Origin of the sequence: Loktanella sp. M215 (genome assembly GCF_021735925.1) — a bacterium.
GTDB lineage: Bacteria > Pseudomonadota > Alphaproteobacteria > Rhodobacterales > Rhodobacteraceae > Loktanella.
The window spans coordinates 2778697-2795431 of sequence record NZ_WMEA01000001.1; the positions used below are offsets into that span (position 1 = coordinate 2778697).

Annotated in this window: 16 protein-coding genes; 5 read left to right on the plus strand and 11 right to left on the minus strand. The window is 65.1% G+C overall.

From position 1 onward, the window contains the following. The first annotated feature begins 3 nt into the window (after nt 1-3). The 3 genes from GLR48_RS13665 to cysE all read left to right on the plus strand — a co-directional run bounded on the left by GLR48_RS13665 (nt 4) and on the right by cysE (nt 5062). On the plus strand, nt 4-3918 hold the full coding sequence (locus GLR48_RS13665) for a baseplate multidomain protein megatron (protein ID WP_237062251.1): 3915 nt from the start codon (nt 4-6) through the stop codon (nt 3916-3918). Next, nucleotides 3918-4187: a DUF7742 family protein gene (locus tag GLR48_RS13670; protein ID WP_237064552.1), complete on the plus strand. Its 270-nt coding sequence runs from the start codon at nt 3918-3920 to the stop codon at nt 4185-4187. Before GLR48_RS13665 ends, GLR48_RS13670 begins: the two co-directional genes overlap by 1 nt. Before the next feature lie 68 nt (nt 4188-4255). Continuing rightward, a complete protein-coding gene (cysE, locus tag GLR48_RS13675) occupies nt 4256-5062 on the plus strand; it encodes a serine O-acetyltransferase (protein ID WP_237062253.1) in 807 nt (268 codons plus the stop codon). Here cysE and GLR48_RS13680 read toward each other — a convergent pair. The 7 genes from GLR48_RS13680 to GLR48_RS13710 all read right to left on the minus strand — a co-directional run bounded on the left by GLR48_RS13680 (nt 5059) and on the right by GLR48_RS13710 (nt 11915). Then, nucleotides 5059-5394, minus strand: coding sequence for a carboxymuconolactone decarboxylase family protein (locus tag GLR48_RS13680; RefSeq protein WP_237062255.1), 336 nt, complete (start codon nt 5392-5394; stop codon nt 5059-5061). The two genes, cysE and GLR48_RS13680, sit on opposite strands and share 4 nt — an antisense overlap. A 68-nt stretch (nt 5395-5462) precedes the next feature. Then, entirely contained in the window at nt 5463-6815 is a 1353-nt protein-coding gene (locus GLR48_RS13685; protein WP_237062257.1) for a pyruvate dehydrogenase complex dihydrolipoamide acetyltransferase, read from the minus strand. Nucleotides 6816-6826: 11 nt separating this feature from the next. After that, nucleotides 6827-8206, minus strand: a complete 1380-nt coding sequence (locus GLR48_RS13690; protein WP_237062258.1) for a pyruvate dehydrogenase complex E1 component subunit beta — start codon at nt 8204-8206, stop codon at nt 6827-6829. Nucleotides 8207-8209: 3 nt separating this feature from the next. Next, nucleotides 8210-9220, minus strand: a complete 1011-nt coding sequence (gene pdhA, locus GLR48_RS13695; RefSeq protein WP_237062259.1) for a pyruvate dehydrogenase (acetyl-transferring) E1 component subunit alpha — start codon at nt 9218-9220, stop codon at nt 8210-8212. Nucleotides 9221-9326: 106 nt separating this feature from the next. Beyond that, on the minus strand, nt 9327-9626 hold the full coding sequence (locus GLR48_RS13700; protein ID WP_237062260.1) for an FtsB family cell division protein: 300 nt from the start codon (nt 9624-9626) through the stop codon (nt 9327-9329). Nucleotides 9627-9745: 119 nt separating this feature from the next. Beyond that, complete coding sequence (locus GLR48_RS13705) at nt 9746-10624, minus strand: fructose bisphosphate aldolase (protein ID WP_237064553.1); 879 nt, start codon at nt 10622-10624, stop codon at nt 9746-9748. Between the two features lie 112 nt (nt 10625-10736). Continuing rightward, on the minus strand, nt 10737-11915 hold the full coding sequence (locus GLR48_RS13710) for a phosphoglycerate kinase (RefSeq protein ID WP_237062261.1): 1179 nt from the start codon (nt 11913-11915) through the stop codon (nt 10737-10739). Between the two features lie 129 nt (nt 11916-12044). Here GLR48_RS13710 and GLR48_RS13715 point away from each other — a divergent pair, with 129 nt between their 5' ends. Further along, complete coding sequence (locus GLR48_RS13715) at nt 12045-12551, plus strand: peptidylprolyl isomerase (RefSeq protein WP_237062262.1); 507 nt, start codon at nt 12045-12047, stop codon at nt 12549-12551. After that, nucleotides 12544-13092 carry a peptidylprolyl isomerase gene (locus GLR48_RS13720; protein ID WP_237062263.1) on the plus strand — a complete coding sequence of 183 codons (549 nt, stop codon included), beginning with the start codon at nt 12544-12546 and terminating at the stop codon, nt 13090-13092. The genes GLR48_RS13715 and GLR48_RS13720 overlap by 8 nt, the downstream gene beginning before the upstream one ends. Nucleotides 13093-13243: 151 nt before the next feature. Here the strand turns inward: GLR48_RS13720 and GLR48_RS13725 are convergent, their stop codons facing one another. The 4 genes from GLR48_RS13725 to ilvN all read right to left on the minus strand — a co-directional run bounded on the left by GLR48_RS13725 (nt 13244) and on the right by ilvN (nt 16700). Next, nucleotides 13244-14656: a protein adenylyltransferase SelO gene (locus GLR48_RS13725; RefSeq protein ID WP_336886632.1), complete on the minus strand. Its 1413-nt coding sequence runs from the start codon at nt 14654-14656 to the stop codon at nt 13244-13246. Next, complete coding sequence (locus GLR48_RS13730) at nt 14653-15105, minus strand: GNAT family N-acetyltransferase (RefSeq protein ID WP_237062264.1); 453 nt, start codon at nt 15103-15105, stop codon at nt 14653-14655. The genes GLR48_RS13725 and GLR48_RS13730 overlap by 4 nt, the downstream gene beginning before the upstream one ends. Next, the gene (locus tag GLR48_RS13735) at nt 15102-16037 is read right to left on the minus strand and encodes a nucleoside hydrolase (protein ID WP_237062266.1); all 936 of its coding nucleotides are present in this window, start codon (nt 16035-16037) and stop codon (nt 15102-15104) included. Before GLR48_RS13735 ends, GLR48_RS13730 begins: the two co-directional genes overlap by 4 nt. Nucleotides 16038-16127: 90 nt before the next feature. Beyond that, nucleotides 16128-16700, minus strand: a complete 573-nt coding sequence (gene ilvN / locus GLR48_RS13740) for an acetolactate synthase small subunit (RefSeq protein WP_237062268.1) — start codon at nt 16698-16700, stop codon at nt 16128-16130. Nucleotides 16701-16735 lie beyond the last annotated feature (35 nt).

The following is a 16735-nucleotide window of genomic DNA, read 5'->3' on the forward strand; positions in this document are numbered from 1 at the left end:
CTCATGGCAACGCTGGTTCTTTCGGCCGCGGGCATGGCGCTGGGCGGGTCCATCGGGGGCACCGTCATGGGTCTGTCGATGGCAACGGTCGGCCGCGCGGCGGGGGCGGTGCTGGGCCGCGCCATCGACCAGCGGCTGCTGGGGGCTGGCAGTGCGGCGGTCGAGGTCGGGCGCATCGACCGGTTTCGCCTGACGGGCGCCAGCGAGGGCACGGCGATGGCCCGCGTCCACGGGCGCATGCGTCTGGGCGGGCAGATCATCTGGGCCACGACGTTTCAGGAGGTCGCGACGACCACGGGCGGCGGCAAGGGCGCCGGGCCGCAGCCAGCGACGACGACCTACAGCTATTCGGTCAGCGTGGCCGTGGCCCTGTGTGAGGGCGAGATCGCGCGGGTGGGGCGGGTCTGGGCGGATGGCGAGGAGGTCTCGCCTGCGGCATTGAACATGCGCGTCTATCCGGGGACGGATGACCAGCAACCCGATCCCAAGATCGCCGCGGTCGAGGGACTGGACTTTGCGCCGGCCTATCGCGGCACCGCCTATGTCGTGTTCGAGGATCTGGCGCTGGACCGGTTCGGGAACCGCGTGCCGCAGTTCACGTTCGAGGTGATGCGACCGGCGGAACCGGGCACACCCGCCGACCTGGCGGATATCGCGCGGCAGGTGCGCGGCGTGGCGCTGATCCCCGGGACCGGGGAATACGCGCTGGCGACGACGCAGGTGAACCTTGCGGCGGCCTACGGCGAGGAGGTGGCGATCAACGTGAACTCGCCGGCCGGGGGCACGGATTTCAGTGCCTCCATCACGGCGCTGGACGAGGAGCTGCCGCAGTGCGGGTCGGTGAGCCTTGTGGTGTCGTGGTTCGGCAGCGATCTGCGCTGCGGCGACTGCCTGGTCCAGCCAAAGGTCGAACAGCGAGAGGTCGACGGCGATCCGATGCCGTGGCGCGTGGCTGACATCACGCGCGGACAGGCGGGACTGGTGCCGCGAAAGGACGACCGGCCCGTCTATGGTGGAACACCTGCGGATGCGGCGGTGATTGAAGGGATCCGGGCGCTGAAGGCCCGCGGCTTCAGTCCGATGTTCTATCCCTTCATCCTGATGGAGCAGATGCCGGGCAACACCCTGCCCAACCCCTATACCGGCCAGCCGGGTCAGCCGCGCCTGCCGTGGCGCGGGCGGATCACGCTGGACCGCGCGCCCGGGCAGGCGGGATCGACGGATCGCACGGCGGCCGCAGCGGCAGAGGTCGCAGCCTTCATGGGGACGGCGCAGCCTTCGGATTTCGTGCTGGACGGCGAAGCGGTGCGCTATTCCGGCCCGGCCGCGTGGCGCTATCGCCGATTCGTGCTGCACTACGCGCATCTCTGCAAGGCGGCAGGGGGTGTCGACGCCTTCTGCATCGGGTCAGAGATGGTGGCTCTGACGCAGATCAGGGGGGCGGCTGACAGCTTTCCGGCGGTCGCTGCGCTACGCCAGCTCGCGGCGGATGTGCGCGGGATTTTGGGGCCGGACTGTCAGATCAGCTATGCAGCCGACTGGTCGGAATACCACGGCTATCAACCAGAGGGGACGGGCGACAAGTATTTCCACCTCGACCCGCTGTGGGCCGATGACAACATCGACTTCATCGGGATCGACAATTACATGCCGCTGTCGGACTGGCGCGACGGGACGGATCACGCGGACGCGGGGTTTGGGGCGATTTACAACCTCGACTATCTGAAGGCCAACGTGGCGGGCGGCGAGGGCTATGACTGGTATTACCACTCGCCCGAGGCGCGCGACGCCCAGATCCGCACGCCGATCACCGATGGCGACGACGAGCCTTGGGTTTGGCGGTACAAGGACTTGCCGGGCTGGTGGTCGCACGATCACCACGACCGCATCGATGGCGAGCGGGTCACGGCCAAGACGGCGTGGGTGCCGCAAAGCAAGCCGTTCTGGTTCACGGAATTCGGCTGTGCTGCGATCGACAAGGGGACCAATCAGCCGAACAAGTTCCTTGACCCCAAGTCGTCGGAAAGCCTGCTGCCGTTCTATTCCAATGGGATGCGCGACGATTTCATGCAGATGCAGTATCTGCGCGCGATGTTTGGGCATTACGCCAAGATCGCCAACAACCCGCGTGCAACGGGGCCGCTGTATCAGGGGCCGATGCTGAACATGGCGCGGGCGCATGTCTGGTGCTGGGACGCGCGGCCCTATCCGTTCTTCCCGGCGAACAATGCCCTGTGGTCTGACGGCGACAATTACATGCGCGGTCACTGGCTGAACGGGCGGGCGGTGGCGCGCACGCTGGCCGGTGTCGTGGCAGAGATCTGTGCGGAATCCGGCGTGACGGACGTGAATGTGTCGCGGCTATACGGTGTCGTGCGGGGCTATGCGTTGACCGATGTGGCCAGTGCGCGGGCGCAGTTGCAGCCGCTGCTGCTGGCTTACGGGGTCGAGGTGGCGGAACGGGACGGGGCGCTGGTCTTTACCAACCGTGATGGGCTGGCGCAGCGGGTCCTGACGCCGGACATGCTGGCGGAAGATCCCGAGCGGGCCGCTGACGTGGTCCACTCCCGTATGCCGCAGACCGAGATCGAGGGGCGGGTGCAGATCGGTTTCGTCGATACCGAAGGCAACTACGACGTCGCGGTGGCGGAGGCGCTGGACCCGCAGACCTGTGCCACCGGTGTGACGCGCAGCGAATTCGCGCTGGGCCTGACGCGGGGCGAAGGCGCGCGGATCGCGGCGCGCTGGATCAACGAATCGCGCGTGGCGCGGGACGGCGTCAGCTTTGCCCTGCCGCCGTCACAGGCGGACCTGGGGGCGGGCGACGTGGTGGACCTGCGGGACGGGGGCAATGCCGGCCTTTACCGGATCGACCGGATCGAGGAGGCGGGGCTGCGACTGGTCGAGGCGACGCGGGTCGATCCCGAGATTTATCTGCCGCAACGGCGGCTGGAGGAGGGTGCCAGCCTGGTGCCGTTCACCGCGCCGACACCGGTGGCCGCGGTCTTCATGGACCTGCCGCTGATCCGTGGCGACGAGGCCGAGTTCGCGCCCTACTTCGCGGCGACGGCCCGCAACTGGTCCGGGGGCGTGGCGCTTTACGGTGCGCCGCAGGATAACGATTATATCCTGCAAGAGGTCCTGCGTTATCGTAGCGTGATGGGCACCCTGGTGGCGCCGCTGCCGCGCGGACGCACCGCGCTGTGGGATCGCAATATCCTGCAGGTCAGGCTGGTCAGCGGTGCGCTGAAGGCCGTCGATCCGGAGGCGGTTCTGGCGGGGGCGAATGTACTGGCGATCGGGGATGGCAGCGCCGACGGTTGGGAGATTGTGCAATTCGCGCAGGCGCAACTGATCGCGCCGCAGACCTACGCGCTGACGGAATTGCTGCGCGGCCAGCGTGGCAGCAGTGCCATGATCCGCGATGTCTGGCCCATCGGCACGCGCGTCGTGTTGATGGACGGACGGCCCGAACCGGTGACGATCCCGACGGCGGCGCGTGGTCAGGTCCGGCATTTCCGCTATGGCCCGGTCAAGCGGCCGGTTACGGACCGCAGCTATCGCCATGTGGTTCACACCTTCAAGGGCAACGCGTTGCGCCCCTATCCGGTGGTGCATCTGTCGGCGGCACGCGACAGTGACGATCTGCGGGTGGCGTGGATCCGGCAGACCCGGATCGACGGCGATCTGTGGGGCCGTGGCGATGTGCCGCTGGGCGAAGAAGAGCAGGCCTATGTCGTGCAGGTCCGGCAGGGGGACGATGTGCGGCGCGAGGAGACGGTTGCAACGCCGCGCTGGGTCTATACCGGGGCGATGCGACAGGCGGACGGGCTGACGGGCTCCTACGTGATCGCCGTGGCGCAACTGTCGGCGCGCTATGGCACCGGTCCTTTCACGATGTTGCAGATCGGTGCGTGATGCGGCCTGTCGGTCTCTCGGACCTTGATGATGCGGTGCGGGCGGTTCTGGCTGTCCGGGTGGCGGACAGGGCCGCCACCGCCGTGCGACTCGTGGGACAGGCCTGCGTCGCGGACCGTTATCGCAAGCGGCTGGGCCGCAGACATCCCGCCTGGGGCGACGGCACCCTGTCGGCGGCGGCGCGTGCCGGTCCCATGGTTGCGGCGTCCGGGTGGTGTGACCGGGACTATCGCGCAGCACTGGCAGTGATGCTTGCGGCGCTCGCCTGACAGAGGCTTTGATTTTGGCGCGCCCATCCTATATCCTATGACAACCGTGCCGGACAGGAAAGAAGATCATGGCCCATTCACAAACCAAGCTGCACACCCTCGATCCGGTCTGGCAAAAGATCACGGACGAGGCGCGTAGTGCTGTCGATGCCGCGCCTGCCATGGGGTCCATGCTGCATGCGGGGATTCTGCAGCACGACAGTTTCGATGATGCGCTGGCCTACCGGATCGCGATGAAACTCGCGTCGTCGGAAATGTCGGCGCAGGATCTGCGCGAGATTGCCGACGAGGCCTACGGGCAGTCCGATTCGCTGACGCTTGACGCGCGCGCCGATCTGGTCGCCACAATGGACCGCGACCCCGCCTGCCACCGTTTCATGCAGCCCCTGATGTTCTTCAAGGGCTATCAGGCGGTGCAGGCCTACCGGCTGAGCCACTGGCTGTGGACCGACGGGCAGATCGATCTGGCGTATTTCATGCAGATGCGCGTGTCCGAGGTCTTTGGCGTCGACATTCATCCGGCCGCCAAGATCGGCAAGGGCCTGATGATCGACCACGCGCATTCCATCGTCGTCGGCGAGACGGCGGTTGTCGGCGACAATGTGTCGATGCTGCATTCCGTGACCCTTGGCGGCACCGGCAAGGAAGAGGAAAAGCGCCATCCGACTATCGGCAACGGCGTGCTGATTGGGGCGGGGGCCAAGGTGTTGGGCAACATCACCATCGGCTATTGCAGCCGGATCGCCGCAGGTTCGGTCGTGCTGCACGACGTGCCGCCGATGAAGACGGTGGCGGGCGTTCCCGCCAAGGTCGTTGGCGAAGCGGGATGTTCGCAACCGGCCCTGTCGATGAACCATATCCTCGCCGAAGACTAGGCGCTCAGCTGGTCGAAGGCCTCCAGTGCCTTCGCGCCATACATGAACGACGGTCCGCCCCCCATGTACATGGCGACAGAGATCGTCTCCGCGATCTCTTCACGGGTGGCACCGGTTTGAATCGCGCCCTTGACGTGAAATCCGATGCAGTCGTCGCACTGCTTTGCGATCCCGATCGCCACGCAGATCAGTTCCTTGTGCCGGACGCTGATCGCGCCGTCGACCAAGGCGGCCTGTGACAGGGCGCCGAAGCCTTTGGCCGTATCGGGGGCTGCCTTGCGAAACAGCGCCAGATTGGCGGCAGCGTCAGAAAGGTATGTCTTCCAGTCCATGAGAAACGGGCTCCTGCATCATGTCAGGAGCCCGTAGCACATCGCATAAAGGTCGGCGTTGATCTGGATCAGGCCAGCATGGTCATCGGGTTCTCAAGGTTGTCCTTGATCGCGTTCAACAGGTTGGCCCCCAGCGCGCCGTCGATGACACGGTGATCGACCGAGAGGGTCACCGACATCACCGTGCCAACGGCCAGTTCGCCGTCCTTGCCGACGATGGGTTTCTTGACGCCCGCACCCACCGCGAGGATGGCGGAGTGTGGCGGATTGATGATCGCGTCGAAATTGTCGATCCCGAACATGCCAAGGTTGCTGATCGCGAAACTGCCGCCCTGATACTCTGCCGGGGCCAGCTTGCGGTCGCGCGCACGGGTGGCGAGGTCCTTCATTTCGGCGGACAATGCCGAAAGCGACTTCATCTCTGCGTCTTTCAGGACCGGCGTGAACAGACCGCCTTCGATGGCGACGGCCACGGCCACGTCGGATTTGGTGAACTTCAGCGTACGGTCACCGGCCCAGACGGCATTCGCCTCTGGCACCTGTTGCAGGGCCAGCGCGCAGGCCTTGATGATGAAGTCGTTGACCGAGAGTTTGACGTTCCGCGATTCCAGCTGTTTGTTCAGCTGGGCGCGGAACTTCATCAGGTCGTCCAGCACGATGTCCCGGCGCAGGTAGAAGTGCGGCACGGACTGCTTGGCCTCGGTCAGGCGGGCAGCGATGGTCTTGCGCATGCCGTCCAGATTGACCTCTTCGAAAGGTCGTCCGTCGTACATCTTGATGACCTGTTCGGTCGATGGACCGGCGGCCATCGCGGCACCCTTGGCGGGAGCCGGTGCGGCGGCCTGTGCCGCAGGTGCATCGGCCTTGGCGGCCTTGGGTTGCGCCGTCGCACTTTCGACGTCCGCCTTCACGATGCGACCGTGCGGGCCGGAGCCCTTGATGTCGGCCAGATCCAGACCCTTGTCGGCCGCGATACGCCGCGCGAGGGGAGAGGCAAAGATGCGTTCGCCGTCCTTTTCGCCTGCGGCGGGCGCTTTGGGCTTGTCCTGCTGGGCGGCGTCGCCATCGCGTCCATACCCCTTGGCGGGTTCTGTCTGCGCGGACGCCTCGGCGGGTGCGGCGTTGGACGATGCGTCCCCCTTGGGTGCAGAGGTCTTGCCGATGTCATCGGCGCTTTCGCCGTCCATCAGGAGCACGGCGATCACGTCGTTGACCTTTACCCCTTCGGTGCCGGCGGCGACCATGATCTTGCCGATCACGCCTTCGTCCACGGCCTCGAATTCCATCGTGGCCTTGTCGGTCTCGATTTCCGCCAGCAGATCGCCGGAGGAGACGGTGTCACCCTCCTTGACCAGCCATTTCGCCAGCGTGCCTTCCTCCATCGTAGGGGACAGGGCGGGCATCAGGATTTCTGTGGGCATCGCTCTGGTCCTTACCTGTAGGTGACTTTTTTGACGGCGGCGATGACTTCATCGACGGTCAGCAAGGCATGCTTTTCGAGGTTCGCGGCATAGGGCATCGGCACGTCCTTGCCGGTGCAGGTGATGACCGGCGCGTCGAGGTAATCGAACGCCTCTTGCATGATGACGCCGCTGATATAGCCGCCGACGCTGCCCTGCGGCCAGCCTTCCTCGACGGTGACGCAGCGGTTGGTCTTCTTGACCGACGCAAGGATCGTCTCGGTATCCATCGGGCGCAGGGTGCGCAGGTTGATGACCTCGGCGTTGATGCCATCCTCGGCCAGCTTTTCGGCGGCTTGCAGGGCGTAGGTCATGCCGATGCCGAAGGACACGATGGTCACTTCGTCACCGCTGCGTTCGATCTTGGCCTTGCCGAAGGGGATGGTGAAATCGTCCATGACGGGCACGTCGAAGCTGCGACCATAGAGAATCTCGTTTTCGAGGAAGATCACCGGGTTCGGATCGCGGATCGCGGATTTCATCAGGCCCTTCGCGTCGGATGCGGAGTAGGGCATGACCACCTTCAGGCCGGGAATCTGCATGAACCATGCGGCAAAGTCCTGAGAGTGCTGCGCACCCACGCGGGCGGCGGCGCCGTTCGGGCCGCGGAAGACCATCGGTGCGCCCATCTGGCCGCCGGACATATAGAGCGTCTTGGCGGCAGAGTTGATCAGGTGGTCCATCGCCTGCAGGGCGAAGTTGAAGGTCATGAATTCCACGATCGGCTTCAGACCGCCGAAGGCCGCTCCGACCGCGATACCGGCAAAACCATGTTCGGTGATCGGCGTATCGACGATGCGCTTGGCGCCGAATTCATCCAGCAGACCCTGGCTGATCTTGTAGGCGCCCTGGTATTCGCCGACTTCCTCGCCCATCAGGAACACGGTGTCGTCGCGGCGCATTTCCTCGGCCATCGCGTCGCGCAGGGCCTCGCGGACGGTCGTGGGTTTCAACTCGGTGCCTTCGGGCCAGTCGGGGCTGGTGTCCGCCGGCTTGGGCTCCGGATGAGACTTTGCGGCAGCGGGTGCCGTTTCCGACGATTGTTCCTTGTCGGCGGGCACGGGGGCCTGCGACTGCTTTTCGTCGAATTTGGCGTCGTCCATCGACTCGCCGTCTTCCAGCAGCACGGCGATCACATCGTTGACCTTCACGCCTTCGGTGCCTTCGGCCACGACGATCTTGCCCATGATACCTTCGTCCACGGCCTCGAATTCCATCGTCGCCTTGTCGGTCTCGATCTCGGCCAGAATGTCGCCAGAGGAGACCTTGTCACCCTCCTTGACCAGCCATTTCGCCAGCGTGCCTTCCTCCATCGTGGGGGACAGGGCGGGCATCAGAATTTCAGTTGCCATCGCTCAGGCCTCCTGCGGAACTTCGGTTGCGTAGATGTCGGTCCAAAGCTCGTCGAGCGCGGGCTCCGGGCTCTCTTTCGAGAATTCGGCAGCCTCGTTGACGATCGCCTTGATGTCCTTGTCGATGGCCTTCAGGTCGTCTTCGGTCGCGTGCTTGCCGGTCAGCAGCATGCCGCGGATTTGTTCGATCGGGTCACGCTCGTCGCGCATCTTCTGCACTTCCTCGCGGGTCCGGTATTTCGCGGGGTCCGACATCGAATGGCCGCGGTAGCGGTAGGTTTTGACTTCCAGAATATACGGTCCCTTGCCCGCGCGGCAGTGGGCGACGGCCTTCACGCCGGCGGCCTTCACGGCCAGCACGTCCATGCCGTCGACTTCCTCGCCCGGGATGCCGTAGGCGGCACCGCGTTCCCACAGGGACGGCGATTTGGTGGAGCGTTTGACGGAGGTGCCCATCGCATACTGGTTGTTTTCGATCACGAAGATTACCGGCAGGTCCCAGAGTTCCGCCATGTTGTAGGCCTCGTAAACCTGACCCTGGTTCGCCGCACCGTCACCGAAATAGGCAAAGGTCACGCGGTCGTTGCCCAGATACTTGTCGGCAAAGGCAAGGCCCGCGCCCAGCGGCACCTGTGCGGCAACGATGCCGTGGCCGCCGTAGAAATGTTTTTCCTTCGAGAACATGTGCATGCTCCCGCCCTTGCCCTTTGAAAAGCCGCCCTCGCGGCCCGTCAGTTCGGCCATGATCCCCTTGGGGTCCATGCCGCAGGCCAGCATATGGCCGTGATCGCGGTAGGATGTGACGCGCTTGTCGCCTTCCGAGGCCGCGGCCTCGAGGCCGACGACGACCGCTTCCTGTCCGATATAGAGGTGGCAGAACCCACCGATCAGGCCCATCCCATAAAGCTGTCCCGCCTTCTCCTCGAAGCGGCGGATCATCAGCATTTCACGGTAATGGCCGAGCAATTCTTCGGCGGAGACATTGGCTCCGGCGTCCTGTTTCTTCGGCGGCATGGTCACTCCCTCTGCGCTGGAACAGATAGTTTAGCGTTAAACTACCTAGCGATGATAGAGGGGTGGTTGCCGTAACGCAATGCGATGCGGCCAAATTCTGCCGGGACTACTGGATGACGATTTCGTCGGTGCGGACCATGCCCAGAACGTCGCGGGCCTGACTGTCCAGCAGATCAAGGTCGAGGAAGTCATCCGACAGGCGCTTGGTCAGATTTTCCATCCGTGCGACTTCGATATTGAGGGTCGCAAGTTCCTCGATCAGACTGCGGCCTTCCTCGTCGACTTCGGCCCGTTTGAAGGCGCCGTAATCGCCCTGCACGGCGGCGAACATGAAATAAAGCCCCAGCATCAGCGTGACCAGAAAGTAGATCAGAGAGCCCAGTCCGGGTCGGGTCCGCTCGTTCATCTTTGCCTCATGCGCCTCGGGACGGGCGCTTTGACGCTATCTTTCCATATCCGCGACCCCAGGAAAAGGTGGTCGGGGGGCAGCCATGCCGCAAATTCCCCGACCGTGTCCTGCAAGACTCAGCTTGCGACGGATGCCGCGTGGATCGCGTCGATCGTGTCCGCGATATGGGCGTTGAAGCTGTCGTCGGACTGGTCCACGGACAACCCTTCGGTCAGCGCGCGGCTGAAGCTTGCGATGATGCCGGGGTTCAGGGCCAGACGCCGCGTCGCTTCGTCCCGGCTGTAACCGCCGGACAGGGCCACGACCCGCATGACCTTGGGATGATCGACCAGCACCTGATAATGGCCCGGATTTTCGGGCAATGTCAGTTTCAGCATGACCTCGGTGCCCTCGGGGATCTCGTCCAGATGCCGCAGGATGCTGTCGCGCAACAGGCTTTCGGCCTGCGCCTTGTCGGGGATGCTGATCGTGATCTCGGGTTCAAGGATCGGCATCATGTCGTGGGACAGCACCTGCTGTCCGATCTTGAATTGCTGCGCCACGATGGCGTCGATTCCCTTTGGGTCGGCGGACTGGATGACCGACCGTTCCTTGGTGCCAAAGACGCCCAGGGCATGGGCGCGGTCCAGCAGGGTATCGAGGTCGGGCATCGGTTTCATCAGTTGCACGCCGTCGGCCTCGGCCTCCAGCCCCTTGTCGATCTTCAGGAAGGGCACGACGCCCTGGGTGTTCCACAGGTGGGCCGGTGCCGGTTCGCCGGCAAAATCGCGGTCCATCGTGTCCTCGAACAGGATCGCGCCGACGACCTTGTCGCCGTTGAAGGCGGGGGCCGCGACGATGCGCGCGCGCATGGCGTGGATGGCGTCGAACATTTCGGCGTCATTGGCGTAGGCATCCTCGCTCACGCCGTATTGGGACAACGCCTTTGGGGTGGACCCGCCGCTTTGATCCAGTGCCGCGATAAAGCCGTTGCCAGCGCGCACCTTGGCCGCCATGTCCTTGTTCACCCTGTCGCTCCTCATAGGTATGGGGCAGAAAATGCCCCCGGCCTGTGGATAGGCGGGGGGCGTCCCGGTGACAATTCTGGTAACGCTAACGCGATCTCAATTATTTCTCGAGTGCGGCGACACCGGGCAGGGCCTTGCCCTCCATCCACTCCAGAAACGCGCCGCCAGCGGTGCTGACATAGGTGAAATCGTCCGCAGCCCCCGCCTTGTTCAGCGCGGCGACCGTATCGCCGCCACCGGCGACAGAGATCAGCTTGCCCGCGCGCGTCAGATCCGCCGCAGCCTTGGCGGCTGCATTGGTCGCCGCGTCGAAAGGCTCGATCTCGAACGCGCCCAGCGGGCCGTTCCAGACCAGCGTCCTGGCCCGTTCGAACACCTGCACGATATGCGCGACCGAGTCGGGGCCTGCGTCGAGGATCATCGCGTCAGCAGGGCAATCCTCGGTCTTCACGACCTCATTGGCAGCACCGGCCTTGAATTCACGCGCGACGACGACGTCGCGGGGCAGCAGGATCTCGCAACCGCGCGCGGCGGCTTTTTGCGCGATATCGCGGGCGGTCTGGGCCAGATCATGCTCGCACAGCGACTTGCCCACGTCGATGCCAGAGGCCGCGAGGAAGGTGTTCGCCATGCCGCCGCCGATCACCAGCACGTCGACCTTTTCCACAAGATTCGACAAAAGATCGAGCTTGGTGGAGACCTTGGCGCCACCGACCACCGCCACGACGGGGCGTTCCGGCGTGCCAAGGGCCTTTTCCAGCGCGCCCAGCTCCTCGGCCATCAACCGGCCGGCGCAGGCGGGCAACAGGTGGGCGAGTGCCTCCGTGCTGGCATGCGCGCGGTGCGCGGCAGAGAAAGCGTCGTTGACATAAACGTCGCCAAGCGAGGCGAGGCGCTTTGCAAAACCCTCGTCATTGCCTTCCTCGCCGGGATTGAAACGCAGGTTTTCCAGCAGGGCCACGTCGCCGTCGTTCATCGCAGCGACACCTTCGCCGTAGCTGCCATCCAGGAAGATCACGTCCTGCCCCAGTGCCTTTTCCAGCGCGGGCACGATCTGGCGCAGGGACATTTCCGGCACGACGCGGCCCTTGGGCCGGTCGAAGTGCGCCAGCAGGATCGGCTTGCCACCCTTGGCCTGAATGTCCTTCACCGTCGGCACGATCCGGTCGATGCGCGTGGTGTCGGTGACGTGGCCGTCCTCGACGGGCACGTTGATATCGACCCGCACCAGCACGCGCTTGCCGCCAAGGTCCATGTCATCAAGGGTCTTCCAAGCCATGTCCGGCCTCCATCAGCTGTTCGCGGCCATTCCTGTGGCAAGCCTGCGGCCACGTCAACCGGGCGTGACTTGGCAACGGGCGGCGTTCGCCATATGTCATGCCCAAGTTCTGAACAATGAGGTGCCCCAATGGCCGATATCAAAGATCCCGAAAACACGATCATCCTGACCCTGAAGGATGGCGACGTGATCATCCAGCTGCTGCCCGACATCGCCCCCAAGCACGTCGAGCGGATGAAGACCCTCGCCCGCGCGGGTGCCTATGACAACGTGGCCTTTCACCGGGTGATCGACGGCTTCATGGCGCAGACCGGCGACGTGGATCACGCGAACATGGAAAAGGACTACAACCCCGGTCGCGCCGGCACCGGCGGGTCCGAACACCCCGACCTGCCCGCAGAATTCGGCAAGGTGCCTCATGCGCGCGGGTCGATCGGTGCGGCGCGGTCCGCCAACCCGAATTCGGCCAACAGCCAGTTCTTCATCAACTTCAAGGACAACGATTTCCTGAATGGCCAGTACACGGTCTACGGTCAGGTGATCGAGGGCATGGCCCACGTCGACAAGATCGCCAAGGGCGAGCCGCCGCGCAACCCCGACCGGATCATCAGCATGAAGGTGGCCGCCGATGCTTAAGCTTGCAGCAGCCCTGACGATCCTTGCCGCACCGGTGATGGCCGACGGTCTGGACATCACGATTGCGGGTCAGGCCAACGGCACGATCCATGTCGACCTGTTCAAGGACAGCGCCCCCCAGCATGTCGCCCAGATCGAGAAGATCGCCGAAGAGGGCGGTTACGACAACGTCGTGTTCCACCGCGTCATCGACGGCTTCATGGCGCAGACCGGCGACGTGCAGTACGGCAAGGCCGGCGGCGATACGGCGCAGGCCGGCATGGGCGGATCGGAGCTGCCTGACATTCCCGCGGAGTTCAGCAACGAGATGAGCTTTGACCGGGGTGTCGTCGGCATGGCCCGCAGCCAGGATCCGAACTCGGCCAACAGCCAGTTCTTCATCATGTTTGCGCCGGGTCCGTTTCTGGACGGGCAGTACACGATCGTCGGTCAGGTTACCGAAGGCATGGACGTGGTCGACCAGATCAAGCGCGGCGAGGGTCCGAACGGGTCGGTCACCGGCGAGCCGGACGTGATGACAAAGGTCGTCGTCACCGAATAAGCGGTCGGTTTCGACCTGACGGAGCGGGCCCTGCGGGGCCCGCACTGCATTCCGGGCGCCGGTTGCCACCCGCATCCCGGACGCTGCGATCTTCGGAGGCTTTGCATGGGCCGGAGCCTCCGGCGGGGATATTTTTAAAACAGAGAGACGGTCAGGTTCCGCAGAATGTCGCGGTCACGATCTCGGCGCTGGTCGGCGGGGCGGCGAGATCTGCGCGCGCTGCGTCAAGCGGGGCGTAAGGGGCGGTGACCGCGTCCAGCAGGGCGTCGAACGGGGCCATGTCGCCGTCTACGGCGGCGGCGATCATCTGTTCGACCCGGTGATTGCGGGGGATGATCTGCGGGTTGGCACCAGCCATGATTGCTGCATGATCCGAGCTGCGCCGGCGGTGCCAGTCGGCGGTCCAGCTGGCGAAGGCCTCCCTGTCGGCGAAACGGTCCTGCAGGTCGCTGGTGGCGAGGCTGGCAAAGGTCTGGGTGAAATCCGCGCCATTCTGTGCCATCAGGGTCAGCAGGCGCTGGATCAGGTCGGCGTCATCCGGTTGCGGGTCGGTGAGGCCGATCTTGGCGCCGAAAACGTGCAGCCATGCCGCCTGATAAAGGTCCGGGAAGTGGTTGATCCGGGTTGTGAAATCGGCAATGGCGGCGTCCTGATCGGGCATCAGCGGGATCAGGGCCGTGGCGAATTGCGCGAGGTTCCACAAAGCGATGCCGGGCTGATTGGCATAGGCATAGCGGCCCTGCCTGTCGATGGAACTGAACACCTTTTGCGGGTCGTAGGCGTCCATGAAAGCGCAGGGGCCGTAGTCGATCGTCTCGCCGCTGATCGCCATGTTGTCGGTGTTCATGACGCCGTGGATGAAGCCCACGCCCATCCAGCGGGCAATCAGGCGGGCCTGTGCCGCGACCACGGCGTCCAGCAGGCCAGGGATGCCGTCCGCGTCAGGATAATGCCTTGCGATGACGTGATCGGCCAGTGCGCGCAGGGCGTCGGTGTCCTGACGGGCGGCGTGGACCTGAAAGCTGCCGACGCGGATATGGCTGGCGGCGATGCGGGTCAGGACGGCGCCGGGCAGGCGGGTTTCGCGGATCACCGACTCTCCGGTCGCCACGGCGGCCAAGGCGCGGGTCGTGGGGATGCCCATCGCGGCCATCGCCTCTGACACGAGATATTCGCGCAGGACCGGGCCAAGCCACGCGCGGCCGTCGCCGCTGCGGCTGTAGGGGGTTGGGCCTGCGCCCTTGAGCTGCACATCGCGGCGCTGGCCGTCGGTTCCGACGACCTCGCCCAGCAGGATCGCGCGGCCGTCGCCCAGTTGCGGGTTCCAGTTGCCGAACTGGTGGCCTGCATAAAGTTGCGCCAGCGGCTCTGCGCCATCGGGGATTGCGTTGCCAGCCAGCACTTGTGCGGCCTCCGGCGACGCCAGCCACGCAGGATCGATCCCCAGCTGGTGTGCCAAGGCATCGTTGTGGGCCAGCATGCGCGGCTGTGTGACCGGCGTCGGGGCCTGACGTGTGAACATCCGGTCCGGCAGGCGGGCAAAGCTGTTGTCGAATGCGATCACAGCGGGTCTGTCATCATGCGCACGCCCGGAAGCGCGCGAAAACCTGCCTTGGCGCAGAACCGGGCGGCCTCGTCTTCGGCGCCGCGTGGCAGGATGGCGTGCATCGCTTGCATCCCCGCCCGGCCAAGGTTCACGGCGACCGCATGCAGCACCTCTGTCCCGATGCCGCGACCCCGGACGGAGGGACGGATGTAGCATTCCTCCAGCCAGCCGACCATGCCGCCGTGGCCCATCGACCAGCCGAAGGTCACCATGACATAGCCCAGCGGGCTGCTTTTCGGGCCGATCAGCCAGACAGCCCCCAGCGGCGAGCCATCCAGCAGCGGGCCGACGACGGTGGCGCGGTGGGTGTCGTCGTGGGGCAGGCCCGCATCGGTGTGATAGCGCGCCATCAGGTCCAGCACGCTGTCGGCGTCACCGGGGCCGGCAAGGGCGATCCCGGTGCTCATAGCCGAGCCAGGCGGTCGGTGAGCAGGGCAAAGAAACCCTCGGCGTCGATGTCGCCCATGAACATCGCGTTCGCCGGGCGTTTGGTGACGCGCCACCAGTCGGCGACAGTCATGCCGAGTGTCAGGTCCGATCCGGTTTCCACCATGACGTTGATGTGCCGCCCGGTGAACAGCGCCGGCCGCAAGAGGTAGGCGATGACGCAGGGGTCGTGCAGAGGTGCGCCGGCAGAGCCGTATTTTTCCTTGTCGAAGCGTTCGAAAAAGCTGGTCCAGGCTGCGACCATGTCGCCGACGCGTGTGCCCATCGCGCGGAAGGCGTCGACGCGGGCCTGCGTGGTCAGCGCCTTGTGAGTCACATCCAGCGGCATGACGACCAGCGGCACGCCTGCGGCAAAGACCTCTGCCGCGGCCTCCGGGTCGACGTAGATGTTGAACTCGGCGGTGGGTGTGATGTTGCCGACCTCGAAATAGGCGCCGCCCATCAGCACGATCTCCTGCACGCGCGGGATGATGTCGGGGGCGCGGCGAAAGGCGGTCGCGATATTGGTCAGCGGGCCGAGGACGCAGAGGGTCACGGTGCCTGACGCGTGCGTGCGCAGGGTGTCGATGATGAAATCGACCGCGTGGGCGTCCTGCAGCGGCATCGTCGGATCGCTCAACTGCGGCCCGTCGAGGCCGGTCTTGCCGTGGACATGCTCTGCCGTCACCAGCTTGCGCGACAGGGGCGCGTCGCAGCCGGCATAGACCGGGATATTGGGGCGGCCTGCGAGTTCGCAGACGATGCGGGCGTTGCGCTGGGTCAGGGGCAGGGGGACGTTGCCGGCGACCGCCGTCAGGCCCAGAACGTCGAGTTCAGGGGATCCGAGCGCCAGCAGGATGGCTACGGCATCGTCCTGGCCCGGGTCGGTGTCGATGATGATCTTGCGCGCCATGCCCTGTCCTTTGACATTTGGCGGCAATGTGCCTGCCATGGACGGCAGGGGCAAGGGGGCGCGGGCCCCCTCGCGATCGCGTGAGGGGCGTCAGACGTGGCTGTCGCCACCCCGCGCCAGCGCCGCCACACCGGTGCGCGCGACCTCTTGCAGGCCCAGAGGGCGCATCAGTTCGGCGAAAGCGTCGATCTTTTCGGGCGTGCCGGTGATCTCGAACACGAAGGATTCGAGGGTGCTGTCCACCACGCTTGCGCGAAAGATATCGGCCAGACGCAGCGCCTCGACCCGTGCATCGCCGCGGCCCGTGACCTTGAGCAGCGCCAGTTCGCGTTCCACAGACGGCCCCTCGACCGTCAGGTCGTGGACCTCGTGGACCGGCACGATGCGGCCCAGCTGTGCCTTGATCTGCACGATGACCTGCGGCGTGCCGGTGGTGACGATGGTGATGCGGCTCCGGTGTCCGGTGTGGTCGATTTCGGCCACCGTCAGGCTTTCGATGTTGTAGCCGCGACCTGCGAACAGGCCGATGACGCGGGCCAGCACGCCGGGTTCGTTTTCGACGATGACGGCCAGCGTATGCTTTTCGACGGTATCGCCAAAGGTCGAGCGCAGGTCGTAAGCCGAATGGCTGCTGGCGCCCTTCTTGATGTTCAGTGCGGACATAGTGCGTTCCTTAATTGTATCGCGTCAGGGCAGGG

What these genes read in the sequence shown, in the direction of transcription:
- GLR48_RS13710 (WP_237062261.1), bottom strand. Translation starts at nt 11,915, where the DNA reads ATGGCTTGGAAGACCCTTGATGACATGGACCTTGGCGGCAAGCGCGTG.
- GLR48_RS13665 (WP_237062251.1), top strand. Translation starts at nt 4, where the DNA reads ATGGCAACGCTGGTTCTTTCGGCCGCGGGCATGGCGCTGGGCGGGTCC.
- GLR48_RS13700 (WP_237062260.1), bottom strand. Translation starts at nt 9,626, where the DNA reads ATGAACGAGCGGACCCGACCCGGACTGGGCTCTCTGATCTACTTTCTG.
- pdhA (WP_237062259.1), bottom strand. Translation starts at nt 9,220, where the DNA reads ATGCCGCCGAAGAAACAGGACGCCGGAGCCAATGTCTCCGCCGAAGAA.
- GLR48_RS13685 (WP_237062257.1), bottom strand. Translation starts at nt 6,815, where the DNA reads ATGCCCACAGAAATCCTGATGCCCGCCCTGTCCCCTACGATGGAGGAA.
- GLR48_RS13720 (WP_237062263.1), top strand. Translation starts at nt 12,544, where the DNA reads ATGCTTAAGCTTGCAGCAGCCCTGACGATCCTTGCCGCACCGGTGATG.
- GLR48_RS13680 (WP_237062255.1), bottom strand. Translation starts at nt 5,394, where the DNA reads ATGGACTGGAAGACATACCTTTCTGACGCTGCCGCCAATCTGGCGCTG.
- cysE (WP_237062253.1), top strand. Translation starts at nt 4,256, where the DNA reads ATGGCCCATTCACAAACCAAGCTGCACACCCTCGATCCGGTCTGGCAA.
- GLR48_RS13670 (WP_237064552.1), top strand. Translation starts at nt 3,918, where the DNA reads ATGCGGCCTGTCGGTCTCTCGGACCTTGATGATGCGGTGCGGGCGGTT.
- GLR48_RS13715 (WP_237062262.1), top strand. Translation starts at nt 12,045, where the DNA reads ATGGCCGATATCAAAGATCCCGAAAACACGATCATCCTGACCCTGAAG.
- ilvN (WP_237062268.1), bottom strand. Translation starts at nt 16,700, where the DNA reads ATGTCCGCACTGAACATCAAGAAGGGCGCCAGCAGCCATTCGGCTTAC.
- GLR48_RS13690 (WP_237062258.1), bottom strand. Translation starts at nt 8,206, where the DNA reads ATGGCAACTGAAATTCTGATGCCCGCCCTGTCCCCCACGATGGAGGAA.
- GLR48_RS13735 (WP_237062266.1), bottom strand. Translation starts at nt 16,037, where the DNA reads ATGGCGCGCAAGATCATCATCGACACCGACCCGGGCCAGGACGATGCC.
- GLR48_RS13730 (WP_237062264.1), bottom strand. Translation starts at nt 15,105, where the DNA reads ATGAGCACCGGGATCGCCCTTGCCGGCCCCGGTGACGCCGACAGCGTG.
- GLR48_RS13705 (WP_237064553.1), bottom strand. Translation starts at nt 10,624, where the DNA reads ATGGCGGCCAAGGTGCGCGCTGGCAACGGCTTTATCGCGGCACTGGAT.